This is a genomic window from Litoreibacter halocynthiae, assembly GCF_004365635.1.
Lineage (GTDB): Bacteria > Pseudomonadota > Alphaproteobacteria > Rhodobacterales > Rhodobacteraceae > Litoreibacter > Litoreibacter halocynthiae.
In genome coordinates, this window is the sequence record NZ_SOBH01000002.1 from 194,704 (window position 1) to 221,573 (window position 26,870).

A 26,870-nucleotide genomic window follows, 5' to 3' on the forward strand; every position below is an offset into this window, starting at 1 on the left:
TTACTCCGCAGCCACTTGGCAGCCATGTGTTTTCCACATGGTCGCGTCTTTCAAATAGTCCCAGCCGAAGGCGTCGGGGCTGTCGCCCTGCTCCCGCAGCATCTCAAGTCTCTCCAGCGCCTCGTCCAGTGTCGGCTGGTGGCCTTCCGGCACCCACCACATGACGAAGTGCATTTTGCCCAGCACCTCGAACCACTCTTGGCGCTTTTCGTAGAATTTCTTGTGCAGCGTGCCCCAGACGAAGGTCTCCAACGCCTCGGCGCTTTCCCACACGGTCAGGTTCGGCACATAAAGCGGATCGCCCGCTATCGCATGCTCGGTCGCGCCCGGCGAGCCGGAGCCTTCCAGCATCCACACGAAGCCGGGCATCCGTTTGCCCAGATTGTTGATCCGCTCGATATTGTCGATGAACTCCGCCACGCGGGGGTCGCTCACCGGGGCGAGCAGTTTGCCGACGTTCAATTCTGCCAGATGGTGACCCTTCATTGCGGCACCTCCACCAGCAAAAGCCCGATCTCGGTGCCTTCCGACATCTCGGAACGGCCAGCGGCACACACCAATTCACTTCCAGCGCCATCAAGCTGGTGCTTATCCATAAACGCCTGCTGGGCGGCGCCCAGTTCGGCATCGCCATTGTCCATACCAGCGGAGGGATCACTCGGGTCGAACCCGTCTTCTTCCAGCTGTGTGAACAGCTTCTCGGACGCTTTGACGATGGCCACAGGATCGACGCTCAACTCCGCGCAGGACAGCGCCAAGGCTTGCGCCGCAGAGGTCGCCACAAGCGCCGAGACGAAGTAGTCCGGCATCGGGCGCGTGTCGGCCATCGCAGGCACAGCCGCCAGAACGGCGGCGGTGGCGAGGGGCCCGAATTTCACTGCGCTCGACATTCTCATTCCATTCTACCGCGCGGTGCAACGCGCGTTAAAAACCAGCTTGTCACCGTCTTGGGTGAAGGCCCAATCCTCGCTGACGGGACTCATCCGCCAGTCAGCATCAGAGCCACCATAGTTCAGCAGGCAATATTTCGTCGCCTCGAATCGCACGCTCTCGCGCACCGCTTCAACGCCAGCCCCTTTGTTCGCCACGGAAATGGTGACGTCGCGCTTGTCCTCGCCCGTGGACAGCTTTGCCTTGAACGGCAATTCCCGCTCGCTGGCGGCGTTACGCGACTTGTCACGGCTGAGACGCGCGCAAGAGGCTGTCGCAAACACCAGCGATATGATGAGCAAAAGCCGGATCATGTTTTCAACCTTGATCCGTCAATGACCTGATCGCTTTGCAACACGCCAACACAGAAGATGTTAACGGTCAGCAACCCGTCCTTGCGGGTGCGGGTGTCGGGAATGGCGCTTTCGCCTTCACGGCAGGCGATTTCCATCGCGCGCAGCACAGCGCGGTTCTCGTCAGCGGTCGGGATCGCAGCACCGTCCTTGTAGCGCAAGACAACGCGGGTCGTGTCAGCGGCACGCGCGGCTTCGACGATCTCGAGCGGCGGGCCTTTGGGCTTCTCGGACACCGGACCGGGAGGAACACAGGCAGCCAGAACAGCGACGGCGGGGATGAGGAACAGAGCGCGCATCATTCTGCCGCCACCGCCGACACGCGGCCCGTTCGTTTGTGTTTGATGCGGTCTTCGATCTCGTCGCGGAAATGGCGCACGAGGCCTTGGATCGGCCAAGCCGCCGCGTCGCCCAAGGCGCAAATCGTGTGGCCTTCGACCTGTTTTGTCACGTCCAGCAGCATGTCGATTTCCTCCACCTCGGCCTCGCCCGTCACCAAGCGGTCCATCACGCGCATCATCCAGCCGGTGCCTTCGCGGCACGGGGTGCATTGGCCGCAAGACTCATGCTTGTAGAACTTCGACAGCCGCCAGATGGCTTTGATGACGTCGGTGTTCTGATCCATCACAATGACCGCAGCGGTGCCAAGGCCGGAGCGCTGCTCACGCAGCCAGTCGAAATCCATGATGCATTCTTTTTCCATCATCTCGGCGGGCAACATCGGCACGGATGATCCTCCCGGGATTACGGCTTTCAGGTTGGACCAGCCGCCACGGATGCCACCACAATGGCGGTCGATCAGCTCTTTGAACGGGATCGACATGGCCTCTTCGACCACACACGGGTTGTTCACATGGCCGGAAATCGCAAACAGCTTGGTGCCGGCGTTGTTCGGGCGGCCAAAGCCCGAGAACCATTCCCCGCCACGGCGCAGGATGGTCGGCACCACGGCGATGGATTCGACGTTGTTCACGGTGGTCGGGCAGCCATAAAGGCCAGCCCCCGCAGGAAACGGCGGCTTCATCCGCGGCATGCCCTTTTTGCCCTCAAGGCTTTCCAGCAACGCGGTTTCCTCGCCGCAAATATACGCCCCTGCCCCGTGGTGCAGGTAGATGTCGAAGTCCCAGCCGGATTTGGCGGCGTTGGGGCCAACGAGGCCAGCCTCGTAGCATTCGTCGATGGCGTTCTGCAGCGCCTCTTTCTCGCGAATATATTCGCCGCGAATGTAGATGTAGCAGGCGTTGGCATTCATCGCGAAAGACGCGATCAGACAACCTTCGATCAGCGTGTGCGGGTCATGGCGCATGATCTCGCGGTCTTTGCAGGTGCCCGGCTCGGACTCGTCGGCATTCACCACCAGATAGCTGGGGCGACCGTCGCTTTCTTTGGGCATGAAGGACCATTTCAGGCCCGTCGGGAAGCCAGCGCCCCCGCGTCCGCGCAGGCCAGAGGCCTTCATCTCGTCGATGATGCTGTCACGGCCACGCTTGATGATCGCGGCGGTGCCGTCCCAATGCCCACGGGCTTTCGCGCCCTTCAGGGTGCGGTCATGCATCCCGTAGAGATTGGTAAAGATGCGGTCCTTGTCTGCCAACATAGCTTTCGCGTCCTGTCTGCTTCTTCATGTGCGGTGACGCGCGCCTAGCTTCTGGCGCGCCACACCCGGAATAAAACGACCAACGCCCAGATGAACGCGGCCCCTGCCATCAGGTCGAACAGGAAGGCGAACCTTGCGGGCCAGCCAAGCTGCCCCCCGATCACCTGCGCCCCGACCCAGATCAGCATCGTGGCAAAAATCACGATCGCCGCCTGTCGGGCCTGTCTGACCATGCGCGGGTCCTCTTGCGAGGGCCCGCTCATCGTTTCGTCTCAGTCGGGATCAATAGACCCCGCCTTTTTTCACCTTCTTCGAGAACTCGGTCTCGCCGCCTTTGGCCAAAATCTTTGCCTGTTTCACCCACTCGTCACGGGAGGCGCGGTTTCTGATGCCATCGATGTTGTTGTCGGCCCATTCCACCTCCTTCTTGCGCCAGCTGGCGACCTGATCGAAGTGGTAGACGCCCATTTTGTGCAACTCGCCCTCGAGTTTCGGACCGACACCTTTGATCTGCTTGAGATCATCGGCCCCGCCCGCACGGGCCTGTTTCAAAAGTTCCGGCTTGCCGTCAGCGGCCACTGGCTTGGCCTTGGCAGCGGTTGCCGCCTTTGCCTTCGGTGCAGCTTTGGTCGCCGGTTTCGCGGTTGCCGCTTTGGCCTTCGGAGCGGCTTTCGCCTTGGCGGCAGGTTTTGCATCCGCTGCCTTGGCCTTCGGCTTCGCAGCGGCCTTGGCCTTTGGTTCTGCCTTGGCCTTTGGCGCAGCCTTGGCCGTTGCGTCAGCCTTGGTTGCGGATTTCGCGGCGGTTTTGGTCGTGGCCGCCTTCTTTGCGGCCGGCTTCTTCGCAGCAGGCTTCACCTCCGGTGCGGTGCTTGCAGCCGCAGGACTCAGGCTGGCGGCGGCGGCACCCGCATTTTCAGCAACTGGCGAGGATGTTGTCACAGCACCGGAGCTGGCCAGCGGTGCGGCGGCGGTCGCCCCATCCGTGCGGGACGCGGCCGGAACCGAAGACACTTGCGCTTCCGCCTTGCCGCAGAACGCCCAGTTCAACACAAAGCCCCCGACAAGCAGTACCACGAGGCCCCAAAAGACGGCCCCCAGAAATCCAAAGTCCCGCATCGACATCAGCAATGCAGCGACCAGCACGCCCGCGATCAACGCAGCAAGCCAGCAAACCGTTTTGCAGCTTCCCCCGTTTGTGTTGTTCTGTCCCATTCTTCGTACTCCCCGTCTGTTTCAGACTAGTAGACGCCGCCTTTTTTGACGCGGCTTGAAAATTCCGTAGTGCCACCTTTGGCCAGCACCTTGGCTTGCTTCACCCACTCGTCCCGGGAAACGCGGCCTTTAAAGCCTTCGAGGTTCTCATCCACCCACTCGACTTCCTTCTTGCGCCAGGACGAGACCTGATCGAAGTGGAAAACACCCAGCTTGTGCAAAAGCTGTTCGAGTTTGGGGCCAACGCCCTTGATCAACTTGAGGTCGTCCGGCCCGCCGGCCCGCGCCTTTTTCAGCAGTTCGGGCTTGCCGTCCGCAGCGACCCGTTTGGCTTTTGCCGGATCCTTGGCCTTCGGAGCCTCGGATTTCGGTGCCACCGTGCCAGTCTTCGGGCGCGCCACTTTTTTGGCATCGACCTCGGCCTTGGTTGCGTCGACTTGGCGCGCGTCTTTTTTTGCCGCCGCCGTTTTCGACTTGGCTGGCACGGACGCCTTGTTCGCGGCACCGCCCTTGGCTTTGCCGCCATGTTGCCACGGGGCCAGCAAAGGCACTTCGGTGCCGTCGATGCGTTTCACCGTGTCGCCGATATCAGCCGCCAGTTGCACCGAGGCGTTGTATTGCGTCTTACCGCTGTCGAATTCTGTCAACGATGTCAGGCCCTTACGCGGCTCGGCGGCGTAGCGGCCGTTTTGCGAGCCGGGTGTCGGCACGTCGCCCTTGGCCAGCATGTCGATGATCTGCGCCATGCTTTTGGCGGTCAGGTCTTCGTAATAATCCTTGCCGATCTGGGCCATGGGCGCGTTGGCGCAAGCGCCCAGACACTCGACCTCTTCCCACGAGAACTTGCCGTCAGCGGACAGCTGATGCGGCTTCTCGGCGATCTTTTCCTTGCAGACCCCGATCAAGTCTTCGGCGCCGCAGATCATGCAGGACGTGGTTCCGCAAACCTGAATATGCGCAACAGATCCAACCGGTTGCAGTTGGAACATGAAGTAGAACGTCGCCACTTCCAATGCCCGGATATAGGCCATGCCCAGCTTGTCCGCCACGTATTCAATGGCGGGGCGGGTCAGCCAGCCCTCCTGCTCCTGAGCCCGCCACAACAGCGGGATAATCGCCGAGGCCTGACGCCCCTCGGGGTATTTCGTAATCTGCGCATCCGCCCACGCAAGGTTTGCGGGGGTGAAAGCGAAGCTGTCAGGCTGGTCTGCGTGAAGTCTACGAAGCATGGAGGTCTGTGGCCTTTATCTGTGCGTCCGGGGCAGCGCTTACGCGCAGGCCCCTACGGTGGAGCGGATACCGCCGCCGGCTTGCTCGATGGCTTGAAGCTGGGCGATGGCCTCTTCTTGCACTTTGTCGAGCTTCTTATCTTTCCAGCCGGTGATCTTGCGGATTTCGGCGTGGGTGATGCCGTCAAAGTCGGTGCAGCCCACTTGCGCCATGGCAGAGGCGTAGCGCGCGAGGTCGATATCATCGACACTCAACTCGGGGGCAGGAAGGCAGGCGCTCAAGGTCATGGCACCGGCTACGGCAAAGGCAGAAAACTTTTTCATCGGTCAATCTCTCCAAAAACTACGTCCATCGTTCCAATAATAGCGGCCACGTCAGCAAGCTGGTGGCCTTTGCAGATATAATCCATCGCCTGCAAATGCAGGAACCCGGGGGCCTTGATTTTGGCGCGGTAGGGCTTGTTGGTCCCGTCCGCCACCAGATACACGCCGAACTCGCCCTTCGGGGCTTCGATCGCCGCGTAAACCTCACCTTTCGGCACATGGAAGCCTTCGGTGTACAATTTGAAATGATGGATGAGCGCCTCCATGGAGGTTTTCATCTCGCCACGTGTCGGCGGGGTCATCTTGCCCCGCGCCATCACGTCGCCCTTACCGTCCGGTGCGCGCAGCTTTTCGATCGCCTGACGCATAATCGACAGCGACTGGCGCATCTCTTCCATACGGACCAGATACCGGTCGAAACAGTCGCCGTTCTTGCCAACCGGAATTTCGAAATCGAACTCGTTATAACACTCATAAGGCTGCGAGCGGCGCAGGTCCCACGCAAGGCCGGAGCCGCGCACCATCACGCCGGTGAAGCCGTAGTCGAGGATATCCTGCTCGGTCACGATCCCGATATCGGCGTTGCGTTGTTTGAAAATACGGTTGTCGGACAGCAGCCCGTCAATATCGCTCAGAACTTGCGGGAAGGTGGTTGTCCATTCCTCGATATCGTCGAGCAAATCTTCCGGCAGGTCTTGATGCACCCCGCCCGGACGGAAATACGCCGCGTGCAGGCGTGCGCCACAGGCCCGCTCGTAGAACACCATCAGCTTTTCGCGCTCCTCGAAGCCCCAAAGCGGCGGCGTCAGTGCGCCCACGTCCAAGGCCTGCGTGGTGACGTTCAGCAGGTGGTTCAGGATACGACCGATCTCGGAGTACAGCACGCGGATCAAGGATGCGCGGCGTGGTACTTCGGTGCCGGTCAGCTTCTCGATGGCCAAGCACCAAGCGTGCTCCTGGTTCATCGGGGAGACGTAGTCGAGACGGTCGAAATAGGGCAGGTTTTGCAGGTAGGTCCGGCTCTCCATGAGCTTTTCCGTGCCACGGTGCAAAAGGCCGATATGCGGGTCGCAGCGTTCCACAATCTCGCCGTCGAGTTCCAGAACCAAGCGCAACACGCCGTGCGCCGCAGGGTGCTGAGGCCCGAAGTTGATGTTGAAGTTACGGATCTTCTGCTCGCCCGTCAGGGCGTCGTCGAATTTGCCACCGTCCATCATAGCACCTCGTCTTTCAACGGGACATCCACCGAGGTCCGTCGTCCATAAAATTTCGGCCGCACTACGCTAGCAAAAAATGCCCAAACACATCCGGCAGTGAAGACTGAAAACAAGAACGAAGCTTGCGCTACTCCATCAGCAAGAACCGTAGTGAATATGAGGCGAATATCCGAATGGATCAAAAGAGCCATTATCATAGCTGAGAAACCGCCGGCAAATAGCGACCACGGCCTTCTCCAGAACCAGCCGCACGTAGCACCTGACAAGATTACGGCAGGTACCATCATCATGCGTGCTGTTGCACCAATAAAGAGAAGAAAAATCATCATTTTTTCGCCTCTTCAGCTTTCTCGTCACCGGGCATGATGTATTCCGCACCTTCCCATGGGGACATGAAATCGAACTGGCGGTATTCCTGAACCAGCTTTACCGGCTCGTAGACAACGCGCTTTTCGGCTTCGTCATAGCGCACCTCGACATAGCCCGTGGTCGGGAAGTCCTTGCGAAGCGGATAGCCGCGGAAGCCGTAGTCGGTGAGGATGCGGCGCAGGTCCGGATGGCCGGAGAACATGATGCCGAACATGTCGAAAATCTCGCGCTCGAACCAGTTGGCCGCCGGATAGACCTCGTGCAGGGATGGCACAATCTCGTCTTCGCGGATTGCCATTTTCACGCGGATGCGGTGGTTCTGGTACATCGACAGGTATTGATACACGACGTCGAACCGCGCGTCGCGGGTCGGGTAGTCCACCGCCGTGATATCCACCATCGTGGAAAAGCGGCAGGCGCGGTCGGTTTTCAGAAACTCCGAGAACGACACAAGCGAGCTGGGTGCGATATGCACGGTCAGCTCGTCAAATGCGATCTCTGTGGACAGCACGCAATCAGGGCGTTTCAGCTCTATGTGAGCCGCGAGTTCTTGAAGGGCAGCGGTCATCGAATGATATTCCCCGTCCGGCGGATTTTGCGTTGCAGCTGGAGCAAGCCATAGAGCAATGCCTCGGCTGTGGGCGGGCATCCCGGCACGTATAGATCAACCGGAACGATCCGGTCGCAGCCGCGCACAACGCTATACGAATAGTGGTAGTAGCCGCCGCCATTGGCACAGGACCCCATGGAGACCACGTAGCGCGGCTCCGGCATCTGGTCGTAGACCTTGCGCAAGGCGGGGGCCATTTTGTTGGTCAATGTACCAGCCACGATCATCAGATCCGACTGGCGCGGGGAGGCGCGAGGGGCCGTGCCGAAGCGCTCCATGTCGTAGCGTGGCATGGCGGTGTGCATCATCTCGACGGCGCAGCAGGCCAGCCCGAAGGTCATCCAGTGCAGCGAGCCAGTGCGCGCCCAGTTGATGATGTCCTCGGTCGAGGTGACAAGGAAGCCCTTGTCCTGAAGCTCGGAGTTCAGCTGTGCGGTGGCGACGTCTTTGTCCCAGCCAGCGGTGTTCAGACCGGTTGCTACTCCCATTCGAGTGCTCCCTTTTTCCATTCGTAAGCGAAGCCGATGGTCAGCACTGCAAGGAAGACCATCATCGACCAGAAGCCAAGTAGCCCGACATCCTTGAAGGCAACCGCCCACGGGAACAGGAAGGCGATTTCGAGGTCGAAGATGATGAACAGGATCGACACAAGATAGAACCGCACGTCGAACTTCATCCGCGCATCGTCGAAAGCGTTAAAGCCACATTCGTAGGCGGACACTTTTTCGGGGTCTGGGTTACGGACTGCGACGACTGCCGCTGCAAGAATCAAAACCAAACCGAGGCCAATGGCTATTGCCAAAAATATCAGGATGGGCAGGTATTCGCGTAGAAGCTCGTCCACGTAAGTCTCCTTCTCGCCTGCATGTCACGACACACAGGAAGTAATTGCTGCGGTGATCTTTACGCCTGAGCGCGCAGGGGGTCAACCGATGGACCCCCCCACTTGTCACCGAATAGTCCTAATTTTTGCGGCATTTATCACCGTTGTTTTGCTTGGCATTTGACGCAGCGCAACAAGCAGGCCGATTTCGCCTGCACCTGCACGCTGAGTCGCCCCCTACCCCAGCCGCTGCAAAAGTGCGGGTGACGGGTTGCCCGTGGCCTCCAGCCCGACGCTGCGCTGGTAGGCGGCGATGGCGGCTTTGGACTTTGGCCCCAGCACCCCGTCCGCCCCGCCCGTGTCGAAGCCTTTCGCCGTCAGGCGGGTTTGCAGGCGCTTGCGGTCGTCGATTTTCAGCCCGTATTTATCCGGCCCGAACGGCGTCTTCAGCGGCCCGCCTCCTGCCAGCCGGTCCGCCAGATGGCCCACCCCCAGCGCGTAATTGTCGGAATTGTTGTAGCGCTTGATCGCGCGGAAGTTCTGCCCCACCTCGAAGCGCGGCCCACCGGGATCGGGTTGCAACCCGCCTGAGGTCACTTCGCGCCCCCAAGGCTGCGACCGCTGCCAGCCGGACTTCGCCAGATAGGCGGCGGTCGATGCCAACGCATCGGACGGATCCTCAGACCAGATGTCGCGCCGCCCGTCACCGGTGAAATCCACCGCAAAAAGCTGGTACGACGTCGGAATGAACTGCGTGTGCCCCATCGCGCCGGCCCATGAGCCGACCAACCGGTTCGGCGTCGTGTCACCTGATTGCAAAATCTTCAGCGCAGCGATCAGCTGCTTCTCGAAGAACGCCCCGCGCCGCCCCTCAAAGGCCAGCGTCGCGGTGGCAGAAACCACAGGCACGTTGCCGCGACGGGTGCCGAAATTGCTCTCCACCCCCCAGATGGCCGCGACCACATTGGCAGGCACGCCGTACTTGGCCTCAATCGCGTTCAGGCGGGACCGCTCGCGGGCGAAGGCCACGCGGCCAGCACGGATTTTCTCCTCCGAGGCGACGATGGCCAGATAATCCTCGAAGCTGCGCTTGAATTCGGTCTGGTTACGATCGCGCTCGATCACCTCGGGCAGGAACCCGACGCCGCGCATCCCCGTTTGCAGGGTGCTGGCGGTGATGCCTTTGGACAACGCGCGGGTTTTGAAGTTTGCCACCCACGCGTCAAACGCAGGGTTGGGCACCGCGCGCATCGTCGGCGTTGCGGTCGGTGCGGAAACACCCCCGCCGGTGCTGCAAGCCTGTAGGGCTGTGGCCCCTGTCAGGGCAATAAAATGGCGGCGGTTGATCATCTGGCTGCTCCCTCTGTTATGGGGTTGTTTTGCGCTACGTTAGCGCATTCCCACGTGGCGTGAAACAGCCGTTAACGCACCCAAGCCGCCTTTCGCTTGTCAAAAAACGCGGCGATGCCCTCGGTGCTCTCGGCGCTGTCCCAGCGGGTAACCAGCGCCTTGATGGAATGCTCCACTTCCGCCTGCCCCGGCGCGCCGCCCAAATGCAGGGCCAGTGCTTTGGCCTCGGCCACTGCACCCTGCGCACAGGCCAGATACGGGGTGATTTCCGCTTCCACGGCGGCGTCGAGATCGTCTGACACACGGGCAATGATACCCAAGGCTTGCGCCTCCTCCGCCCCGAAGACACGGCTGGACATGAACACCCGCCGCGCGTTGCCCTCGCCCATGCGGGCAACGACGTAGGGACCGATAGTCGCGGGGATCAGGCCCAGTTTGGTTTCGGTCAGACCGAACTTGGCGTCCGGTGATGCAAGCGCCACGTCGCAGACGCAGGCGAGGCCTACGCCGCCACCGAAGGCCGCGCCCTCGATGCGGCCAATCACCGGTTTGGGCAGCGTGTTCCACGCGCCCAGCATGCCCGCGAGCTTACCCGCCTCTCGGCCACGGGTTTCCCCGTCCGCGTCAATCTGCGCGCGCATCCAGTTCAGATCACCGCCCGCACAAAACAAAGCCCCCGCCCCGCGCAACACCACCGCACGCACCGCATCGTCCGATGCGAGCGCAGCGGCGCAGGCTGTTAACTCGTCGATCATCTGGCCGGACAGCGCGTTGCGCTTGTCGGGGCGGTTCAGGGTAACCGTCGCCACGCCGCGCTTGTCGGTGTCCAGAAGCAAGGTCTCGTACATCAGGCTCGTCTCCTTATCCGCGCATCGATTGGGCCATCCGGCCCGCTTGCGCTATGATTTCCGCGTTAAGTCCGGTCGTGTGACCTGCGCTTTCCAGATGGCTCAGAACCGCCTCGGTCGCCACGTTCCCCGCCGCACCGGGCGCATAGGGACACCCGCCCAAGCCCCCGACCGCAGCGTCAAACACCCGCAGGCCATGCGACAATGCCACGTCAATGTTGAGTAAAGCACGCCCAGACGTGTCGTGAAAATGGCCTGCCAATTTATCAGCCGCGCAAACCTGCGTGACGGCCTTCAACATTGCGTCAATCTGCTCTGGCGTCGCGCGGCCAATGGTGTCACCCAGCGAAACCTCGTAGCAGCCCAGCTCGAACAACTGCGCCACTACGCGGGCCACATCAGCGGGGTCGGTCGGGCCGTCATAGGGGCATTCGGCTATGCAAGACACATAGCCGCGCACCGGCATCGGGGCGGCTTCCATGATCGGAATGAACCGCGCGATACTCTCTTCGATGGTGGCGTTCACATTGGCCTTGGAGAATCCTTCCGAGGCGCTGGCGAACACCGCCACCTCGTCCGCCTTCGCCGCAATCGCCCCCTCCAACCCGCGCATATTGGGCGTCAGCGCGGCGTAAGACACACCGTCCGCACGGGTGATGCCGTGCAACACCTCCGCACTGTCCGCCATTTGCGGCACCCATTTGGGCGAGACGAAACTGGCCACCTCAATCCGCTTGAAGCCCGCCGTGGACAGCAAATCGACTAGCGCAATCTTGTCGGCGGTGGCGATCTGCGCCTTTTCGTTTTGCAGCCCGTCACGCGGGCCGACCTCGAAGATTTCGACCGCACTCATGCTGGCACCTCATAGAATTCCTTGGCGTAGAGACACTCCCCGTCCGGTGGCAGGGACTTTTGAAACCCCTTGCGAGCAGAGATGCGGGCGTACCAATCGCAAAGGCGTGGGAAAGGTTCGATATGTGCAAAATGACGGCCCGAATACACTGAATACCCGCAAGAAATGTCGGCTGCGGAAAAGCCGCTTTCCAGCAAATAGTCGCGATTTTCCAGACGCCCCTCCAGCGCAGCGTAGCATTTGCCTATCCGCGCCGCCTCCAACTTCATCACGATGGGACTGCGCATATGATCTTCATACAGCGCGATATGCTGTTGGGTTAGGGCCGCACAATGCTGGGTGATGGTCTCGGCAAAATGCACCCAGACCAGCCAGTCGGCCCGTTCGGAATCGCCGATGGCACGACCCAGTCCGGCCTCGGGGAATTGCTCGCACAGATATTCGGTGATCGCGCCGCTCTCGAATAGCGTCTGCCCGTCAATTTCCAAAGCCGGTACCCTGCCAGCGGGGTTCAGTTTCAGGTATTCCTCCGACCGCAGGTTCTTGCCGAACGGATGCACCACGACATCAAACGGCACGCCCAACTCATGCAGCAACCAGAGGTTGCGCATGGAGCGGGTCTGGTGCGCGTGATGCAGTGTGATCTCAGTCATCGGCCTCCATCCGCACTAATGCGGCCCCCGCCGTTACCTGATCACCTGCGATTGTCATGACCTCGGCGACGGTGCCGTCCGCCTCGGCCCGCAAGGCGTGCTCCATCTTCATGGCCTCCAGCACCAGCAAGCGGTCGCCTGCTTTCACTTCTGCCCCCGCCGCCACGTCGACCACGCGCACAAGGCCCGGCATCGGCGCACGGGTCACACCGTCGCCCGCGCCCTGAACCGCGGCCCGATCCAGCGGGTCCACCACGGTGAAGGCATAGGTCTCGCCCCAGAACACCGCGCCCTGAGTGCCTTTGCACCAAACCGAAGCATCGGTTTTGGAGCCGTCGACGCGCCATGCGCCACCCGCGTGGGTTATGTCATGCGTGGCCTCGGGCAAAGTGACTTTGAATTGCGTCGGCGACAGCGTCTCGACCCGTGCGTCCTCCACCTCGTCAAAGGCGAACCGCGCGGTCTGCTCGACCCCGCCCCACAGCGACACCCCTGCGAACGCAGGCACCGTGCGGTGCAATCCAAGGGCAGCGACCGCTGCCAGCGCGCGGGTTTTGGTGCAGGGTGCGGTGGTCTTGGTCAACGCCTCCAAATCACGCTCGATCAATCCGGTGTCGACGTCACCAGCCGCAAAGCCTTCATGCTCGGACAGCGCCGCAAGGAAGCCGATATTGGTGACCGTTCCGCCGATCCGCGTGGCTTTCAGCGCCCGCGTCAGTTGCGCCAGTGCCGTGGTGCGGTCGGGGCCGTGCACGGTCAGCTTGGCAATCATCGGGTCGTAATGCGGGCTGATCTCGTCGCCCTCCCGCACGCCGGTATCAATCCGCGCGCCGTCCGCAAACTGCAGCTGGTGCAGCGTGCCGATGGCGGGCAGGAACCCTGCGGGGACATCTTCGGCATAGATGCGGGCCTCGAAGGAATGGCCGGTGATCGACAGGTCGTCCTGCTGCGCCGGAAGCCCCTGCCCCGACGCCACGCGCAACTGCCATTCCACCAGATCGACGCCGGTGATGGCCTCGGTCACGGGATGCTCGACCTGTAGGCGGGTGTTCATTTCCATGAAGTAGAACCGGTCAGCTTGTAGCCCGTCGGAGGCATCGACGATGAACTCCACCGTACCCGCGCCTGCATAGCCCACAGCCTCCGCCGCACGGACCGCCGCTTGCCCCATCGCGTCGCGCATCTCGGGCGTCATGCCGGGGGCCGGAGCCTCCTCGATCACCTTCTGGTGGCGGCGTTGCAGGGAGCAGTCACGCTCGAACAGATGCACCGCCTTCTTGCCATCGCCAAAGACCTGCACCTCGATATGGCGCGGGGTGGAGACGTATTTCTCGATCAGCACGGCGGCGTTACCGAAGGCTTTTTGCGCCTCCGTCTGGGCGGCTTCCAGCTCTTGCGCGAAGTCCTTGGCGGCGTTGACGCGGCGCATCCCCTTGCCGCCGCCGCCAGCGACCGCTTTGATTAACACGGGGTAGCCGATCTTGTCGGCCTCGGCGGCCAGATTGTCCTGACCTGCCTCATGGTAGCCCGGCACTACGGGTACGCCTGCTTTAACCATCAATGCCTTGGCGGCGTCCTTCAGTCCCATCGCACGGATTGCGTGGGCGGAGGGGCCGATGAAGGTCAAGCCAGCGGCTTCGACGGCCTCCACAAAGTCGGGGTTTTCCGACAGGAAGCCATAGCCCGGATGGATGGCTTGCGCGCCTGAGGCCTGCGCCGCCGCAATGATCGCGTCGCCGCGCAGGTAGCTTTCCGCAGGGGTGGCACCGCCGAGGGAGACGGCTTCATCGGCAATCGCCACATGGCGGGCGTTTGCGTCCACGTCGGAATGAACTGCCACGGTGCCGACGCCCAAGCGGCGGCAGGTGTCGATGATCCGGCAGGCGATTTCGCCGCGATTGGCGATGAGGATTTTATTGAACATCAGCTTCCAGCCTCTTTACCTGTATCTACGAGAATATAGTGCCGCCAAGGCCAATGGGCTTCGATATCTGTGAAAATCAACCCCCCTCTTTGAATTGCGGAAAGTGGCAGCAAGACCCGTTCATAGGCATCTTCTTCTCCACCCGAATCCACTCCACCGCCGTCATCACAAAGCAGTTCGGGACCGAAAGCGTTATCACAGGCTTGGGTGCAATAAGATCGAAGAATTTGAAATGGATTCTGTGGTGCTTCATGAAATAGTGGGTCCGAACGATATTGCACCCCACCTTCAGTATAGGTGAGGTGCTCTGACAGGAGGCAGGAACACTCCAAAGGTTGCTTTTCTTTCTTGGACCTCGCACCAAAATAGTAAACGAATTCGAAGGCCTGCAATGGTTTCGGCTTCCACCTCGCAAACTCAAAATCTAAATCGCTAGGACGTGGATCATGGATGCGTTTCAGCGGTAAGTGACATCCCATATAGACGGCTAAACACATTGTTGGAGCTTTCTATTAGCGTTCAAAAACATGGCTCACATCCTAAACACGCCGAAGCGTGTCTCCTCTATCGGGGCGTTTAGCGCGGCGCGCAGGGACAGCGCCAGCACGTCGCGGGCTTTGCGAGGATCGACGATGCCGTCATCCCACAGCCGTGCGGAGGCGTAGAGGGGGTGGGATTGCTCCTCGAACATATCAATTGTCGGCTGCTTGAACGCGGCCTCCTCCTCGGGCGTCCATGTGCCGCCCTTGCGCTCGATCCCGTCGCGTTTCACCGTCGCCAGAACGCCCGCCGCCTGTGGGCCGCCCATGACCGAGATGCGGGAGTTGGGCCACGACCACATGAAGCGCGGCTGGTAGGCGCGGCCTGCCATGCCGTAATTGCCCGCCCCGAAAGAGCCGCCGATCACCATGGTGATTTTCGGCACGGAGGTGGTCGCCACGGCGGTCACCAGCTTGGCCCCGTGCCGCGCGATACCTTCGTTTTCATATTGGCGACCGACCATGAAGCCGGTGATATTCTGCAGAAACACCAGTGGAATGCGGCGTTGCGAGCATAACTCGACGAAATGAGCGCCCTTTTGGGCGGCCTCGGAGAACAGCACGCCGTTGTTGGCGATGATGCCGACCTGCATGCCGCAGATGTCAGCGAAACCGGTGACGAGCGTCTCGCCGAAGCGCTTCTTGAACTCGTCAAAGCGGGAGCCGTCGACGATCCGCGCGATGACCTCGCGAATGTCATAGGGCGTTGTCAGGGAGGCCGGGACCACGCCGAGCAATTCCGACGGATCATAGGCGGGTGCTTCGCCCCGTAGGGCGGGGTTCACCCCGCCGCCAATGTTGCCAACGGCCTGCCGCGCAAGGGCCAAAGCGTGCGCATCGTCCTCTGCCAGATAATCCGCCACACCCGACAGGCGCGTGTGAACGTCGCCGCCGCCTAGGTCTTCGGACGTAACGACCTCGCCTGTCGCGGCCTTCACCAAAGGCGGGCCTGCAAGGAAGATGGTGCCTTGCTCTTTCACGATGATGGTGACGTCGGACATGGCCGGAACATAAGCGCCGCCTGCGGTGCAGGATCCCATGACCACGGCGATCTGCGCGATGCCTTTGGCGGACATGCGAGCCTGATTGTAGAAGATGCGCCCGAAATGGTCGCGGTCGGGGAAGACCTCGTCCTGATTGGGCAGGTTGGCCCCGCCCGAGTCCACGAGATAGACGCAAGGCAGGTGGTTTTCCTCGGCAATCTCCTGCGCGCGGAGGTGCTTTTTCACCGTCATCGGGTAGTAAGTGCCGCCCTTCACGGTGGCGTCGTTGCAGACCACCATGACTTGGCGGCCCTGCACCAAGCCGATGCCCGCGATGACACCCGCGCAAGGGGCCGCGCCATCGTAGAGGCCGTGGGCTGCGGTGGCACCGACCTCTAGGAAGGGCGAGCCGGGGTCGAGCAGGTTGGCGACACGGTCGCGGGGCAGCATTTTGCCGCGGCTTTCGTGGCGTTCACGCGGGCCTTCGCCCCCGCCCAATGCGGCGTGCTGGGCCGCCTCTTGAACCACGCGCAAGGCGTCCAGATTTGCGGCCTCGTTGGCGCGGAACGCCTCGGAGCCTGCGGCGATGTTGGAGGTCAGTTTCATTCGGTATTACCTCGGTCTCATGTCGCGCAAGGCGATGCTGCGTTCGGCGGTCATGACCAGCAGGCAATTGGCATAGGCGATGCCGCGCACGGAGCCGCCCTCCCACTGGTCATAGGTCAGGTCACATTCGGCTTCGCGAAAGGCGATCCACGCGCGTTGCACGTTTTGCAAGCCGCCCGCGAGATCGGTGCCTTCGTCAGCGTCGCGGGTTTTCAGGTCGGCGCGGGTGACCTGGTATTCTTCGTTCAGGATATCGTCCCAAATGGCGGTTTCCGCCGTGATGCAGGTGGCGATACCTTGCGAGGTGGTTCCACCCGGTAGCAACTGACACTGGTCCGCCGCGGCCCCGAGGCAGTCAGGACTGCGCTGGCCTTCTGGCGTGGCCGCGTGGCAGGCATGGATGCGGGCAGGCTCGACCGTCAGGTCCGCCGCTTGCGCGGGGAGCGCGAGCATGAGGAGGAGCGCTGCAACTCTCATTGCTTGATCTCGCAATAGCCCGCCGAGGAGCGGCCTTCGAGGCAGGCGGCGAACTCGCCGGACAGACCCGCCAATTCGCTGACCTCGCAGCCCAGCCGTGCGCTTTCCGCGCCGTCGGGTTTGGAGACGGCCACATCCTGGCATTTTTGCACAACGTAGCCGGTCCATTGGCCCATCAGGTCCAGTAACTCTGATGATCCGGCACTGGTCACCGCCTCGATCACCTCGTCTTGCAAGGTTTTCACCGTGCCGGACCATTCCTCGCGCACACCGCCAAGGCAGCTGGCATGGGCGTCGGTGCCAACCTCGTGGGAGACGCAGGGCTGGAACATCAGTTCCACGCATTGGGGCCAAGTGGTGCCCGCCTCCATGGTTTCCAAGCAGGCCAGCACAAGGACCTTGTCCTGCGCGATGGTGTCTTGCGCCGTGGCGGGACTAGCGGTCAGAGCGGCTATGAGGGGCAGATACTTCATGGACGATCCTTCAAGCCGCGTCGCGCGGGGCGACGGGGGATTTCGTGGCCCAGTCGGCGGGGCCGTTTTGCGCGATCAAGCCACCAAGGGGGCCGACGTGATATTCGTAGTGCCGTGCCGCATCAAACGGCTCCGGGCCGCAAATGACAACCATACGTGTGGTTTTGACCGGCGCAGGCCGCGCGCGGCAGTCGGTGCGTTTGGCTTTTGGGTGGGTGTCGAGGTAGCGGGCGGCGTAGGTTTCGATGATCTCGGTCTCGGTCAGTTCAAGCGTCGCGCGTTGGTATTGCGCAACGGCAAGGATACCGATGAGGGTTATTAGGGCGAGGCCCGCGTAGTGGAGGGGGCGGAGGGTCATTGGACGACACCATTGCAAACGCAATTATGCAACACGACGCGCATCGAGTCCGCTTGCGTGTTCTTCCAATATTGAAGCACACCTCCAACCCGACTAAGAGATACGAGTCTACGCAACCTATTTTCGAGGGCGACATGTTTTTCATTTCGCACATCGCGATCCCAAAACCACCCGCACGCGCCTAATCTCGCCTGCGGGGCGATGCTCCTCACCTTTTCCATTAATAGCAGATAGGCCCGTGCATTGCGCGGGAAGTGTAGATGTATATTCGATTTGTAATTCCTGTGCGCGACACAGGATGCCGCGCGGAGCTTGGCTTTTTCTATGGTGCCCTTAAGATTTTTGCTGACGAAAGATTCCTTGAGTGCTGGGAGCGATGTGAGTTGAGGCGTGAGATAGACTGGTTCAACGATCACCTCGATGCGCCTGATGCTGTTGCCCGTCGGTTCGGTCGCCATTGACAGCGAAGTGGCATTTGTTGGTTCCGCGACACGGCGCAAGCCTGCATTCGTCGCGCGCGTTATGCGGGTTGGTTGATGGGCGAACTTGGGACGCCCGTTGCCGAAATAAGATCGCACAGACCCGGCCCTTTGGTTTGGGCTGATGAGCAACAAATTGTCGCGCTTGCTGGACCTCATGTGCCCCAAGCGTTTTAGGGGGCGGTGTATTTTCACCCCATCGCCCCCATCAGCTCCCGACCGACCAGCATGCGGCGGATTTCGGACGTGCCTGCGCCGATCTCCATCAGCTTGGCGTCGCGGAACAGGCGGGCCACGGGTGCATCCGCAAGGAACCCTGCGCCACCCATGGCTTGGACGGCTTGGTGGGCTTGGACCATGGCCTGCTCGGAGGAATAGAGGCAGCACGCGGCGGCGTCGGCTCGCGTGATATCGCCACGGTCACAGGCGCGACCTGCCTCGTAGACATAGGCGCGGGCGGAGTTCATGGCCGTGTACATATCCGCGATCTTGCCCTGCATCAGCTGGAACGAGCCGATGGGCTGGCCGAACTGTTTGCGCTCGACCATGTAGGGCATGACCTCGTCCAGACAGGCGGCCATGATGCCGGTGCCGATGCCCGCCAGCACCACGCGTTCATAATCGAGGCCGGACATGAGGACACGCACGCCGCGTCCCTCCTCGCCCAACACGTTCTCGAACGGGACTTCGACGTCGTCGAAGATCAGCTCCGCGGTGTTGGAGCCGCGCATGCCAAGCTTGTCGAAATGGGGGGAGGTGGAAAAGCCTTTCATCGACTTCTCGATGATGAAGGCGGTGATGCCTTTGGGGCCAGCGTCGGGGTCGGTCTTGGCGTAGACCACCAAGGTGGAGGCGTCGGGACCGTTGGTGATCCAGTATTTGTTGCCGGAGAGGCGGTAGTGGTCGTTGCGCTTTTCCGCTTTCAGGGACATGGACACGACGTCGGAGCCTGCGCCTGCTTCGGACATGGCCAATGCGCCGACGTGTTCACCGGACATCAGGCCCGGAAGGTATTTCGATTTTTGCTCTGGCGTGCCATTTAGCTTGATCTGGTTCACGCAGAGGTTCGAGTGCGCGCCGTAAGACAGCGACACGGAAGCGGAGGCGCGGGCGATTTCCTCGACCGCGACCACATGGGCAAGATAGCTCATGCCGGAGCCGCCGTCTTCCTCGGGGACGGTGATGCCCAGAAGGCCAAGTTCGCCCATCTCGGTCCACAGATGCGCTGGGAAATCGTTCGACGCGTCCACCTCGGCGGCCAGCGGCTTCACGCGCTCCTGCGCCCAGCGATGAACCATCTCGCGCAAGGCGTTTACGTCTTCACCCAAGTCGAAATTCATTGAAGCGGTAAACATTGCGGTCCTCCCATTAATGAACGCACGTTCAAATAATAGCCCTAGCGCTCTCACGGGTCAACAGCGTCAATTCGCCGACGAGAATTTACCATCTGTAAATCGCGAGCAAGTTATGTAAGCCCCTCAAAAGCAAGGTAGAGAATCCAATTATGGCAAAAATGGGTAAGGAAACCCTTACCTTCGACACCATCTTTACGGCATAACCCCTTGCCAAATCAGCATTTACCTTGCGCTAAACCATGATTCTGCCCCACCTTCGACACATTGTCGAAGCCCAAACACTGAGAATAAAAATGATCTATCTAGCCTTCTACAGGGGAGAGGGTCGGCCGTTAAGCGACACGCTCGTCAAGTGGGTCACCCGCTCCGAGTTCTCGCATTGTGAACTTTTGATCAGTAACCGCCCACCCAAATCCGGTGAGACTCATCGCTGCGTTACGGCGCAGGGAAAACACGGCGGCGTCTGTGTGCGCGACCTCTACTTTCGGGAAGGGGCCTACGAGTTTGTGCAGGTGCCATGGGCGCCGCATGACACGTTCGAGCGCGCCGCCCAACATCTGGGACGGGGCTACGACTATTGGGGATTGCTGATGAGCCAGTTCATCAACCTGCGCCGCCATATCGAGGACCGGTGGTTCTGCTCGAAGCTTTGCGCGCGGGCCTTGGGGCTGTCGGAGGCACACACCTATTCGCCCGGTGATCTGAAGCGGATCGTTGAGGAACATAACCGCGTCTACCGCTTGGCCCATCTGACCGCTGGTCAATCGGCTGGGGTGCAAGGCGTGTCGACCGCGCTGCCCGCCACACCGCCCGCACCGGCAAACGAGCCGGGCTATCCGGCGACCGGTTTGTCTGCCCTAGCCCGCCAAGGCCGCTCGGCCCTGCAAGGCGCGGGCCTCGCTTTGAATGATGCGGGCAATCACCTCGCAGTCAGCGATGGAGAAGGTCAAGGGCAAGCGCATGTCCAGCAGGCCGGACAGAATTTCGTCCGTCCGCGCCAAGGCCTGCGGCCGCGCGTAACGCCAGCTGTCGTAGCGCGAGGTAAAGGCTTTGGGCTCGGTCGCGCCGAACCACTTAAGCTCCACGCCGCGGGCGGCGCATCGGGAGGTAAACTCCTCGATTTCCGGCCCCGAGGCCTCGGGCAGCCGGAACTGGATGGATGAGCCGACATACACCCCGCGCGGGTCTCGTTCGATAACCGCGAGGCCCGGCGCATTGCGCAAGCCGTTTTCCAAGGCGGCATACCGGTCATTCCACGCCTGCACCTGCGCTGGCAGTTTCGCCAGCTGCGGACGCAGGATCGCGGCGCGCAGATTGTCCATACGGCCCGAGATATTCGGGGTGACGTATTTCACCTGCTCGAACACCTCGGCGGGTGGGGCCGCCGCGTGGCGTTCATAGAGCATGTAGGAGCCGGAGAGGATGACCGCCCGCGCCATGACCTCCGGATCGTCGGAGACCAGAAAGCCGCCCTCGCCCGAATTCACATGTTTATAGGTCTGGCAGGAATAACAGCCGACAACGCCGTGCCGCCCCGAGGGCGTGCCTTGCCAGCTTGCCCCCATCGTGTGCGCGCAATCCTCGATCACGACGACTCCTGCTGCATCGCAGATCGCCATGAGACGATCCATATCGCACAAATGCCCGCGCATATGTGACAACAACAGGACCTTGGCCGCCGACGCCTCGATCTGCGCCTCCAGATCATCAAGGTCGATGGTCAGGTTGTCGGCGGTTTCCACAAAGAGCGGCTCCGCGCCAACAGACGCAATCGCACCGGGCACAGGGGCCAGCGTGAAGCCGTTGGACAACACGGTGTCGCCTGCCTTCACCCCCACCGCGCGCAACGCGCATCCCATGGCATAGCCGCCGGACGCCACGGCCAGCGCATATTTCGCCCCCGTGAAGGCGGCGAATTCCTGCTCTAGAAGCGCCGTTTCGCCCAACTCGCCCTGCGTCACGTTATAGCGGTGCAACCGCCCGTGCTGAAGAACGGCCATGGCGGCGGCAATCCCTTCGTCTGGGATGGGCTCTTGCTGGGTAAAGCTGCCGTCAAAAACTTCGAACATCACCAATGCCTCCGGCATGTTGCGGCCATGACATTGGTCGGGCGCAGATGGACAGTCAAGCGATGAGCCGCGCGACGATCCCGTCGAGGTCGTCGAAATGATCCAGCAGCGCCTCGGGCTTCAGGGAGGACACGTCGAAACTGCCGGGCCCGAACGTCACAAGGATCGACGGCGCGCCGGCATTGGCCGAGGTGTCGCGGTCGGTCTGGGTGTCGCCCACCAACACGGCACGGGCGGGATCGCCCCCTGCCCGCGTGACCGCTTCGACAAATGGCAACGGGTCCGGCTTGCGCACGGTAAGCGTGTCCGCCCCAACGAGGCTGTGGAAGGCGTCGCGGAAGTCCAGCGCCGCCATAAGCTGTTCTGCCAAACCTTCGGGCTTGTTGGTGCAGATGCCGACCTTGTAACCCGCGTCCCGCAATCGCGACACGGCCTCCCGCGCACCAGGATAGATCGTGGTGTGGGTGGCGATGTCCTTGCCATAGGCCTCCAGCAGGATCGGAAATTGCTGGTCGATGTCGCTTTGTACAAACGGCTGGCCCAACCGCTCGAACCCTTCGGTCAACATCGCCCGCGCGCCGCGCACGGCGGTGCCCCGATCCGTCGCGGTTGTCAGCACGTCACCATGGCCCAACTCCCGAAAGCAGACATTGGCGGCGGCAAGCAAATCGCCGCTGGTATCGGCCAAGGTGCCGTCGAGGTCAAAAATTACCGTGCGCATGGATGCTTCCTTGTAACGTGGCGAAACCTGTTGTGACGCAGGCGCACCTTGCGCCGCAGCACGATACGGATAGAACGGGGGCAACAAGAAGGAAAGGCCGGGCAACCGGGAATGGCCCCAAACGTGAGCAGTAAACCAGTCGCACTAATCCTATTGGCTGCCGGACAAGGCAGCCGCATGAATTCCGACCTGCCCAAGGTCCTGCACCAGATCGGCGCAGCCCCGCTGGCGATCCACGCCCTGCGCGCGGCGTCTGTGCTAGAGCCGGAGAAAACCGTGGTCATTACCGGCCACGGTGCGGATGAGGTTGAAAAAGTGCTGGCAAAGCATGACGACCAACTCACCTTCGCCCGCCAGACCGAGCAAAACGGCACCGCCCACGCAGTGGACCAAGCCCGAGACGTCTTGGGCGATTTCGAGGGCGACGTGGTGGTTTTGTATGGCGATACGCCCTTCGTCTCCGGCGACACACTGGAGCGGATGGCCGAAGCCCGCGACACAGCGGATGTGGTCGTGCTGGGGTTCGATGCCGCTGACCCAGGTCGGTATGGCCGGTTGATCACCAAAGGTGACACGCTGGAAAAGATCGTTGAGGCCAAGGATGCGTCACCTGAAGAACTTTCCGTAACGCTTTGTAATTCCGGCGTTATTATGTGCGATGCACGAACTATCTTTGATCTAATTTCACGCGTTGGCAACGACAATGCCAGCGGCGAATACTACCTGACCGACATCGTCGGCCTCGCCCGTGCTGGCGGAATGAGCGCCGCCGCAGTGACCTGTGACGAGGCGGAAACCTTGGGGATCAACACCCGCGCCGAGCTGGCCGCCGCCGAAACCGCGTTTCAGGCGCGGATGCGGGCGGACGCGCTGGAGAACGGCGTCTCCCTCGCCCAGCCCGAAACCACCTATTTCGCCTATGACACGGTGCTTGGCCGCGATGCGGTGATTGGCCCGAATGTGGTGTTTGGCTCTGACGTCACCGTCGAATCCGGTGCGGAAATCAAGGCATTCTGCCATCTGGAGGGCTGCCATGTGTCACAAGGTGCCGTCGTTGGCCCCTTCGCCCGCCTGCGCCCCGGGGCGGAGCTGGAGGAAGGTGCCAAAGTCGGCAACTTCGTCGAGATCAAAAACGCCACGTTGGCCGAAGGCGCGAAGGTCAACCACCTGTCCTACGTGGGTGACGCCCATGTCGGGGCCGGCGCGAATATCGGCGCAGGCACGATCACCTGCAATTATGACGGCGTGTTCAAGCATCGCACGACGATTGGCGCGGGGGCCTTTATCGGCTCGAATACTTTACTGATCGCCCCTGTCGACGTGGGCGCGGACGCCATGACAGGCTCTGGCACCGTGGTGACCGAGGATGTGCCTGACGGCGACCTTGCCCTGTCGCGGGTTCGGCAGACCAACAAGACCGGACTTGCGCGCAAACTGATGCAGATGTTGCGCGCCAAAAAGATGAAGAAGGACGCTTAAATGTGTGGAATCGTTGGAGTTCTCGGAACTCATGAAGTTGCACCGATCATAGTCGAAGCGCTGAAGCGTCTCGAATATCGCGGCTATGACAGCGCAGGGATCGCGACCGTCAATAACGGGGAGCTGGACCGCCGCCGCGCTGTGGGCAAACTTGTGAACCTGTCGGACCTTCTGGTCCATGACCCGCTTGCCGGGAAGTCCGGCATTGGACACACGCGCTGGGCCACCCATGGCGCACCGTCCGTGATGAACGCACACCCGCATCAATCTGGTCCGGTTGCTGTTGTGCACAACGGAATTATTGAAAATTTCAAAGAGTTACGCGCCGAACTTGCAGCGGATGGCTATGTCAGCGAGACCGAGACGGATACGGAAACAGTGGTGCTGCTGGCGCGGCGCTTTCTGGAGCAAGGGCTTGCCCCGCGCGACGCCGCCGAACAAACCATCGCGATGCTGGATGGCGCGTTTGCGCTGTGTTTCCTGTTCCATGGTGAAGAGGATCTGATGATCGCAGCGCGCAAGGGCTCCCCCCTCGCGATCGGCCATGGTGACGGCGAAATGTATGTCGGGTCAGACGCCATTGCGCTGGCCCCGATGACCAACCGCGTGACCTATCTGGAAGAAGGTGACCGCGCGGTCCTTACCCGCACCAGCCTCGAAATCTACGATGCGAACGGTCAGCTGGCGAACCGCGCGGCGAAGACGCTGGCGCTAGACGAAGCACGGATTGAGAAAGCGGGCCACAAACACTTCATGGCCAAGGAAATCGCCGAGCAGCCCATCGTGCTGGCGGATGCGTTGAAAGCGTATAGCACAGCGGACGGCAAAGGCATCGAGCTGCCCAACGGCACGCTGGATTTCACCAAATGCGACCGCCTCACCATGGTGGCCTGTGGCACGGCGAACCTCGCCTGTCAGGTCGCAAAATACTGGTTCGAGCAGATTGCGGGCCTGCCCGTCGACGTCGATATCGCCTCCGAATTCCGCTATCGCAAGCCGGTGATCTCGGACAAGTCCTACGCGCTGTTTGTGTCCCAGTCCGGCGAGACGGCAGATACCTTGGCCGCCCTGCGCTACGCCAAGGATCGCGCCGCAATGATCCTGTCGGTGGTGAACGTCCCCGAAAGCTCCATCGCCCGCGAAAGCGATTTGGCCTTGCCGATCATGGCAGGTGTCGAGGTTGGGGTGGCCTCCACCAAGGCGTTCACCTGCCAGCTACTGGCGCTGGCGGCGCTGGCGTTGAAGGCAGGCCATCAACGCGGTCATCTGGACGACGCGACCTTGGCGGCGCATATGGCGGATCTGAACCTGCTCCCCGGAATTTTGAACCAATCCCTTGCGCTGGAGAAATCCATCAAGCGCGTGGCGCGGAAGATTGCATCGGCACAAGACGTGCTGTTTTTGGGACGTGGCCCGATGTATCCACTGGCCCTTGAAGGCGCATTAAAACTGAAAGAGATCAGCTATATACACGCCGAAGGTTATGCATCAGGTGAGTTGAAGCATGGCCCCATCGCGCTAATCGACAAGAACGTGCCGGTCGTGGTGATGGCCCCGACGGACGAGCTGTTCGACAAGACCGTATCCAACATGCAGGAAGTCATGGCGCGCGGCGGCAAGGTCGTACTGATTACCGATGCCGAGGGCGCGAAAGAAGCCAGCGACGGCGTTTGGGAGACTGTGGTGATGCCCGGCATCAGCCCCTTCCTCGCGCCCATCCTCTATGCGGTTCCGGCGCAACTTCTGGCTTACCACACTGCTGTTGCAAAAGGCACCGATGTGGACCAGCCTCGCAATCTCGCAAAGTCGGTGACGGTAGAATGAGCCCTGACGCAGCGCTCGCCCATCTCGAAAGCCTCGCGGATGCGAGCAAGGCGGACGAGCTTGCCGCCTATCACGGGGTTGAGCGTCGCTATCTGGGCATTCCGACCCCGACGCTGGATGCGCTGGCGAAAGACTGGCGCGGCGATGATCTTGCCGCCCGCCTGACCCTTGCCGCAGCCCTTTGGGACAGCGACATTCACGAAGCGCGTATCTGCGCCGCGAAGCTTCTGACGCAAGCAAGGTTGCGCCCCGAGGACGGGCCGGCATGGGACTTGCTCGTGTCTTGGTTGCCGGATGTGGATTGTGCCGCCATCGCCGACCAAGTTGCCAATGCCGGAGCCAAACGCGTGGTTTGGGATACCTCAAGGCTGGACCAAATGGACGCGTGGACAGCCTCCGAGCATGTCTGGACCCGCCGCGCGGTGCTGGATTTCACCCAGCCATGGACCAAACAGAACCGCTCCAAACTGGCAGACGAGGCCGTTCGCGACCGCGTTCTGGGCTGGGCCGCGCTTTACGCCGAAGACCATGACCCGCTGATCCAGCGCGCCGTTGCGTGGTGGCTGCGGGACCTGTCGCGGTTCGATGTGCCACGGGTGCAAGCGTTTCTGGAGGAGCATGGCGAACGAATGACCCGCTCCGCGCGTCGCGAAGCGGCCCAGATGATCAAACGTCAGAGCTAGCCTTTAGAAACGGTCAACGTCGCCAGATCGGTAAGCCCCAAATCCAGCGCCCGCATTGCGGCCAGCGAAATGCGGCTACCCGCGGAGGCGGGCCCGTCGATCGGGATCAGTTTCACCTGAACCACCGCGCCACCTGCCGTTTCGACGGAGCCTTGGGTTTCCGTGTCGACAAGCGGGGTGCGAAGCCAGAACCCCTGCTCTGTCGGGTCGCCCAGGCTGGCAATGGTCGTGCCAAGAACGGAACCGCCCGCAGGTGCGGCAGTGGCGGCTTGCTTCTCGGCTTCGGTGGTTTTGTCCAGCGACGCGGCGCTTTGGCCACCTGCCCCGACCTCGACCACCGATGGCTCGGTTGCTGCTGGCGGATCGGTTGCGTCGATATCGCTTAACGGCTCGTCGATCGGAGGTTCGGGCTGCGCGCCCAACCCTTCAAACGGATTTGAGAAATGCCCCCCGCATGCGGAAAGCGTCACAATAAGGGCTGCGGAGAGCATTTGGAGTTTCATGCCAAAAAGGTTAGCCGCTCCGAAACCGT

Annotated in this window: 32 protein-coding genes; 3 read left to right on the forward strand and 29 right to left on the reverse strand. The window is 61.4% G+C overall.

The genetic code is table 11. The features are described from left to right. The 28 genes from BDE40_RS08145 to BDE40_RS08275 form a co-directional block, all read right to left on the reverse strand. The gene (locus tag BDE40_RS08145) at positions 1–486 is read right to left on the reverse strand and encodes a DUF3291 domain-containing protein (protein WP_073139947.1); all 486 of its coding nucleotides are present in this window, start codon (positions 484–486) and stop codon (positions 1–3) included. After that, positions 483–890, reverse strand: coding sequence for a DUF5333 family protein (locus BDE40_RS08150; protein WP_073139950.1), 408 nt, complete (start codon positions 888–890; stop codon positions 483–485). Before BDE40_RS08150 ends, BDE40_RS08145 begins: the two co-directional genes overlap by 4 nt. A gap of 12 nt (positions 891–902) precedes the next feature. Beyond that, positions 903–1,244, reverse strand: coding sequence for a hypothetical protein (locus BDE40_RS08155; protein ID WP_073139956.1), 342 nt, complete (start codon positions 1,242–1,244; stop codon positions 903–905). Further along, complete coding sequence (locus BDE40_RS08160) at positions 1,241–1,585, reverse strand: hypothetical protein (protein WP_073139959.1); 345 nt, start codon at positions 1,583–1,585, stop codon at positions 1,241–1,243. Before BDE40_RS08160 ends, BDE40_RS08155 begins: the two co-directional genes overlap by 4 nt. Then, on the reverse strand, positions 1,582–2,880 hold the full coding sequence (nuoF, locus tag BDE40_RS08165; RefSeq protein WP_134014066.1) for an NADH-quinone oxidoreductase subunit NuoF: 1,299 nt from the start codon (positions 2,878–2,880) through the stop codon (positions 1,582–1,584). The genes BDE40_RS08160 and nuoF overlap by 4 nt, the downstream gene beginning before the upstream one ends. A 44-nt stretch (positions 2,881–2,924) precedes the next feature. Then, positions 2,925–3,143 carry a DUF5337 domain-containing protein gene (locus BDE40_RS08170; protein ID WP_073139965.1) on the reverse strand — a complete coding sequence of 73 codons (219 nt, stop codon included), beginning with the start codon at positions 3,141–3,143 and terminating at the stop codon, positions 2,925–2,927. A 19-nt stretch (positions 3,144–3,162) separates the two neighbouring features. Then, positions 3,163–4,092, reverse strand: a complete 930-nt coding sequence (locus BDE40_RS08175; protein ID WP_134014068.1) for an NADH-quinone oxidoreductase subunit E — start codon at positions 4,090–4,092, stop codon at positions 3,163–3,165. 26 nt (positions 4,093–4,118) lie between these two features. Continuing rightward, positions 4,119–5,321 (reverse strand): NADH-quinone oxidoreductase subunit E, encoded by a 1,203-nt coding sequence (locus tag BDE40_RS08180; protein ID WP_134014070.1) that lies wholly within the window; start codon positions 5,319–5,321, stop codon positions 4,119–4,121. A gap of 39 nt (positions 5,322–5,360) precedes the next feature. Next, positions 5,361–5,645 carry a hypothetical protein gene (locus BDE40_RS08185; protein ID WP_134014072.1) on the reverse strand — a complete coding sequence of 95 codons (285 nt, stop codon included), beginning with the start codon at positions 5,643–5,645 and terminating at the stop codon, positions 5,361–5,363. Further along, a complete protein-coding gene (locus BDE40_RS08190; protein ID WP_134014717.1) occupies positions 5,642–6,859 on the reverse strand; it encodes an NADH-quinone oxidoreductase subunit D in 1,218 nt (405 codons plus the stop codon). Before BDE40_RS08190 ends, BDE40_RS08185 begins: the two co-directional genes overlap by 4 nt. After that, a complete protein-coding gene (locus BDE40_RS08195) occupies positions 6,859–7,191 on the reverse strand; it encodes a hypothetical protein (protein WP_134014074.1) in 333 nt (110 codons plus the stop codon). The genes BDE40_RS08190 and BDE40_RS08195 overlap by 1 nt, the downstream gene beginning before the upstream one ends. Further along, the gene (locus BDE40_RS08200; RefSeq protein ID WP_073139982.1) at positions 7,188–7,799 is read right to left on the reverse strand and encodes an NADH-quinone oxidoreductase subunit C; all 612 of its coding nucleotides are present in this window, start codon (positions 7,797–7,799) and stop codon (positions 7,188–7,190) included. Before BDE40_RS08200 ends, BDE40_RS08195 begins: the two co-directional genes overlap by 4 nt. Further along, a complete protein-coding gene (locus BDE40_RS08205; RefSeq protein WP_073139985.1) occupies positions 7,796–8,329 on the reverse strand; it encodes a NuoB/complex I 20 kDa subunit family protein in 534 nt (177 codons plus the stop codon). The genes BDE40_RS08200 and BDE40_RS08205 overlap by 4 nt, the downstream gene beginning before the upstream one ends. Beyond that, a complete protein-coding gene (locus BDE40_RS08210; RefSeq protein WP_073139988.1) occupies positions 8,320–8,685 on the reverse strand; it encodes an NADH-quinone oxidoreductase subunit A in 366 nt (121 codons plus the stop codon). Before BDE40_RS08210 ends, BDE40_RS08205 begins: the two co-directional genes overlap by 10 nt. A 216-nt stretch (positions 8,686–8,901) precedes the next feature. Then, positions 8,902–10,014, reverse strand: coding sequence for a lytic murein transglycosylase (locus BDE40_RS08215; protein ID WP_134014076.1), 1,113 nt, complete (start codon positions 10,012–10,014; stop codon positions 8,902–8,904). Between the two features lie 71 nt (positions 10,015–10,085). Then, entirely contained in the window at positions 10,086–10,862 is a 777-nt protein-coding gene (locus BDE40_RS08220; RefSeq protein ID WP_134014077.1) for a crotonase/enoyl-CoA hydratase family protein, read from the reverse strand. Between the two features lie 13 nt (positions 10,863–10,875). Beyond that, the gene (locus BDE40_RS08225) at positions 10,876–11,715 is read right to left on the reverse strand and encodes a hydroxymethylglutaryl-CoA lyase (protein WP_134014079.1); all 840 of its coding nucleotides are present in this window, start codon (positions 11,713–11,715) and stop codon (positions 10,876–10,878) included. Next, positions 11,712–12,368 (reverse strand): glutathione S-transferase family protein, encoded by a 657-nt coding sequence (locus BDE40_RS08230; RefSeq protein ID WP_134014082.1) that lies wholly within the window; start codon positions 12,366–12,368, stop codon positions 11,712–11,714. The genes BDE40_RS08225 and BDE40_RS08230 overlap by 4 nt, the downstream gene beginning before the upstream one ends. Continuing rightward, positions 12,361–14,292: an ATP-binding protein gene (locus BDE40_RS08235; protein WP_134014084.1), complete on the reverse strand. Its 1,932-nt coding sequence runs from the start codon at positions 14,290–14,292 to the stop codon at positions 12,361–12,363. Before BDE40_RS08235 ends, BDE40_RS08230 begins: the two co-directional genes overlap by 8 nt. Beyond that, complete coding sequence (locus tag BDE40_RS08240) at positions 14,292–14,789, reverse strand: hypothetical protein (protein WP_134014085.1); 498 nt, start codon at positions 14,787–14,789, stop codon at positions 14,292–14,294. The genes BDE40_RS08235 and BDE40_RS08240 overlap by 1 nt, the downstream gene beginning before the upstream one ends. 35 nt (positions 14,790–14,824) lie before the next feature. Beyond that, positions 14,825–16,420, reverse strand: coding sequence for a carboxyl transferase domain-containing protein (locus tag BDE40_RS08245; RefSeq protein ID WP_134014087.1), 1,596 nt, complete (start codon positions 16,418–16,420; stop codon positions 14,825–14,827). A gap of 6 nt (positions 16,421–16,426) precedes the next feature. Beyond that, complete coding sequence (locus tag BDE40_RS18200; protein WP_162848058.1) at positions 16,427–16,873, reverse strand: lysozyme inhibitor LprI family protein; 447 nt, start codon at positions 16,871–16,873, stop codon at positions 16,427–16,429. Between the two features lie 20 nt (positions 16,874–16,893). Next, the gene (locus tag BDE40_RS18205; protein WP_162848059.1) at positions 16,894–17,370 is read right to left on the reverse strand and encodes a hypothetical protein; all 477 of its coding nucleotides are present in this window, start codon (positions 17,368–17,370) and stop codon (positions 16,894–16,896) included. 10 nt (positions 17,371–17,380) lie between these two features. Continuing rightward, positions 17,381–17,728: a hypothetical protein gene (locus tag BDE40_RS08255; protein WP_134014091.1), complete on the reverse strand. Its 348-nt coding sequence runs from the start codon at positions 17,726–17,728 to the stop codon at positions 17,381–17,383. Positions 17,729–18,398: 670 nt separating this feature from the next. Continuing rightward, positions 18,399–19,562: an acyl-CoA dehydrogenase family protein gene (locus BDE40_RS08260; protein ID WP_134014093.1), complete on the reverse strand. Its 1,164-nt coding sequence runs from the start codon at positions 19,560–19,562 to the stop codon at positions 18,399–18,401. Positions 19,563–19,894: 332 nt separating this feature from the next. Further along, positions 19,895–20,311, reverse strand: a complete 417-nt coding sequence (locus tag BDE40_RS08265; protein WP_134014095.1) for a hypothetical protein — start codon at positions 20,309–20,311, stop codon at positions 19,895–19,897. Between the two features lie 108 nt (positions 20,312–20,419). Next, positions 20,420–21,631, reverse strand: a complete 1,212-nt coding sequence (locus BDE40_RS08270; RefSeq protein ID WP_134014097.1) for a DegT/DnrJ/EryC1/StrS family aminotransferase — start codon at positions 21,629–21,631, stop codon at positions 20,420–20,422. 55 nt (positions 21,632–21,686) lie between these two features. Then, entirely contained in the window at positions 21,687–22,352 is a 666-nt protein-coding gene (locus tag BDE40_RS08275) for an HAD-IA family hydrolase (RefSeq protein ID WP_134014099.1), read from the reverse strand. Between the two features lie 123 nt (positions 22,353–22,475). Between BDE40_RS08275 and glmU the strand changes: the two genes are divergently transcribed. The 3 genes from glmU to BDE40_RS08290 are packed head-to-tail and all read left to right on the forward strand — an operon-like array spanning position 22,476 to position 26,338. After that, positions 22,476–23,831 carry a bifunctional UDP-N-acetylglucosamine diphosphorylase/glucosamine-1-phosphate N-acetyltransferase GlmU gene (gene glmU / locus BDE40_RS08280; protein ID WP_281275431.1) on the forward strand — a complete coding sequence of 452 codons (1,356 nt, stop codon included), beginning with the start codon at positions 22,476–22,478 and terminating at the stop codon, positions 23,829–23,831. Beyond that, a complete protein-coding gene (gene glmS, locus BDE40_RS08285; RefSeq protein WP_134014102.1) occupies positions 23,832–25,655 on the forward strand; it encodes a glutamine--fructose-6-phosphate transaminase (isomerizing) in 1,824 nt (607 codons plus the stop codon). Further along, positions 25,652–26,338 carry a DNA alkylation repair protein gene (locus BDE40_RS08290; RefSeq protein ID WP_134014104.1) on the forward strand — a complete coding sequence of 229 codons (687 nt, stop codon included), beginning with the start codon at positions 25,652–25,654 and terminating at the stop codon, positions 26,336–26,338. Before glmS ends, BDE40_RS08290 begins: the two co-directional genes overlap by 4 nt. Here BDE40_RS08290 and BDE40_RS08295 read toward each other — a convergent pair. Next, positions 26,335–26,841 (reverse strand): hypothetical protein, encoded by a 507-nt coding sequence (locus BDE40_RS08295; RefSeq protein WP_134014106.1) that lies wholly within the window; start codon positions 26,839–26,841, stop codon positions 26,335–26,337. The two genes, BDE40_RS08290 and BDE40_RS08295, sit on opposite strands and share 4 nt — an antisense overlap. Positions 26,842–26,870: the final 29 nt, after the last annotated feature.

Excerpts from the sequence above, each read along its gene's own strand:
- BDE40_RS08145 (WP_073139947.1), bottom strand. The coding sequence starts at position 486 with ATGAAGGGTCACCATCTGGCAGAATTGAACGTCGGCAAACTGCTCGCC.
- BDE40_RS08150 (WP_073139950.1), bottom strand. The coding sequence starts at position 890 with ATGTCGAGCGCAGTGAAATTCGGGCCCCTCGCCACCGCCGCCGTTCTG.
- BDE40_RS08155 (WP_073139956.1), bottom strand. The coding sequence starts at position 1,244 with ATGATCCGGCTTTTGCTCATCATATCGCTGGTGTTTGCGACAGCCTCT.
- BDE40_RS08160 (WP_073139959.1), bottom strand. The coding sequence starts at position 1,585 with ATGATGCGCGCTCTGTTCCTCATCCCCGCCGTCGCTGTTCTGGCTGCC.
- nuoF (WP_134014066.1), bottom strand. The coding sequence starts at position 2,880 with ATGTTGGCAGACAAGGACCGCATCTTTACCAATCTCTACGGGATGCAT.
- BDE40_RS08170 (WP_073139965.1), bottom strand. The coding sequence starts at position 3,143 with ATGAGCGGGCCCTCGCAAGAGGACCCGCGCATGGTCAGACAGGCCCGA.
- BDE40_RS08175 (WP_134014068.1), bottom strand. The coding sequence starts at position 4,092 with ATGGGACAGAACAACACAAACGGGGGAAGCTGCAAAACGGTTTGCTGG.
- BDE40_RS08180 (WP_134014070.1), bottom strand. The coding sequence starts at position 5,321 with ATGCTTCGTAGACTTCACGCAGACCAGCCTGACAGCTTCGCTTTCACC.
- BDE40_RS08185 (WP_134014072.1), bottom strand. The coding sequence starts at position 5,645 with ATGAAAAAGTTTTCTGCCTTTGCCGTAGCCGGTGCCATGACCTTGAGC.
- BDE40_RS08190 (WP_134014717.1), bottom strand. The coding sequence starts at position 6,859 with ATGGACGGTGGCAAATTCGACGACGCCCTGACGGGCGAGCAGAAGATC.
- BDE40_RS08195 (WP_134014074.1), bottom strand. The coding sequence starts at position 7,191 with ATGATGATTTTTCTTCTCTTTATTGGTGCAACAGCACGCATGATGATG.
- BDE40_RS08200 (WP_073139982.1), bottom strand. The coding sequence starts at position 7,799 with ATGACCGCTGCCCTTCAAGAACTCGCGGCTCACATAGAGCTGAAACGC.
- BDE40_RS08205 (WP_073139985.1), bottom strand. The coding sequence starts at position 8,329 with ATGGGAGTAGCAACCGGTCTGAACACCGCTGGCTGGGACAAAGACGTC.
- BDE40_RS08215 (WP_134014076.1), bottom strand. The coding sequence starts at position 10,014 with ATGATCAACCGCCGCCATTTTATTGCCCTGACAGGGGCCACAGCCCTA.
- BDE40_RS08220 (WP_134014077.1), bottom strand. The coding sequence starts at position 10,862 with ATGTACGAGACCTTGCTTCTGGACACCGACAAGCGCGGCGTGGCGACG.
- BDE40_RS08225 (WP_134014079.1), bottom strand. The coding sequence starts at position 11,715 with ATGAGTGCGGTCGAAATCTTCGAGGTCGGCCCGCGTGACGGGCTGCAA.
- BDE40_RS08230 (WP_134014082.1), bottom strand. The coding sequence starts at position 12,368 with ATGACTGAGATCACACTGCATCACGCGCACCAGACCCGCTCCATGCGC.
- BDE40_RS08235 (WP_134014084.1), bottom strand. The coding sequence starts at position 14,292 with ATGTTCAATAAAATCCTCATCGCCAATCGCGGCGAAATCGCCTGCCGG.
- BDE40_RS08240 (WP_134014085.1), bottom strand. The coding sequence starts at position 14,789 with ATGTGTTTAGCCGTCTATATGGGATGTCACTTACCGCTGAAACGCATC.
- BDE40_RS08245 (WP_134014087.1), bottom strand. The coding sequence starts at position 16,420 with ATGAAACTGACCTCCAACATCGCCGCAGGCTCCGAGGCGTTCCGCGCC.
- BDE40_RS18200 (WP_162848058.1), bottom strand. The coding sequence starts at position 16,873 with ATGCTCGCGCTCCCCGCGCAAGCGGCGGACCTGACGGTCGAGCCTGCC.
- BDE40_RS18205 (WP_162848059.1), bottom strand. The coding sequence starts at position 17,370 with ATGAAGTATCTGCCCCTCATAGCCGCTCTGACCGCTAGTCCCGCCACG.
- BDE40_RS08255 (WP_134014091.1), bottom strand. The coding sequence starts at position 17,728 with ATGACCCTCCGCCCCCTCCACTACGCGGGCCTCGCCCTAATAACCCTC.
- BDE40_RS08260 (WP_134014093.1), bottom strand. The coding sequence starts at position 19,562 with ATGTTTACCGCTTCAATGAATTTCGACTTGGGTGAAGACGTAAACGCC.
- BDE40_RS08265 (WP_134014095.1), bottom strand. The coding sequence starts at position 20,311 with ATGGGCCAAGCGGTAGACGCGGTTATGTTCCTCAACGATCCGCTTCAG.
- BDE40_RS08270 (WP_134014097.1), bottom strand. The coding sequence starts at position 21,631 with ATGTTCGAAGTTTTTGACGGCAGCTTTACCCAGCAAGAGCCCATCCCA.
- BDE40_RS08275 (WP_134014099.1), bottom strand. The coding sequence starts at position 22,352 with ATGCGCACGGTAATTTTTGACCTCGACGGCACCTTGGCCGATACCAGC.
- glmS (WP_134014102.1), top strand. The coding sequence starts at position 23,832 with ATGTGTGGAATCGTTGGAGTTCTCGGAACTCATGAAGTTGCACCGATC.
- BDE40_RS08290 (WP_134014104.1), top strand. The coding sequence starts at position 25,652 with ATGAGCCCTGACGCAGCGCTCGCCCATCTCGAAAGCCTCGCGGATGCG.
- BDE40_RS08295 (WP_134014106.1), bottom strand. The coding sequence starts at position 26,841 with ATGAAACTCCAAATGCTCTCCGCAGCCCTTATTGTGACGCTTTCCGCA.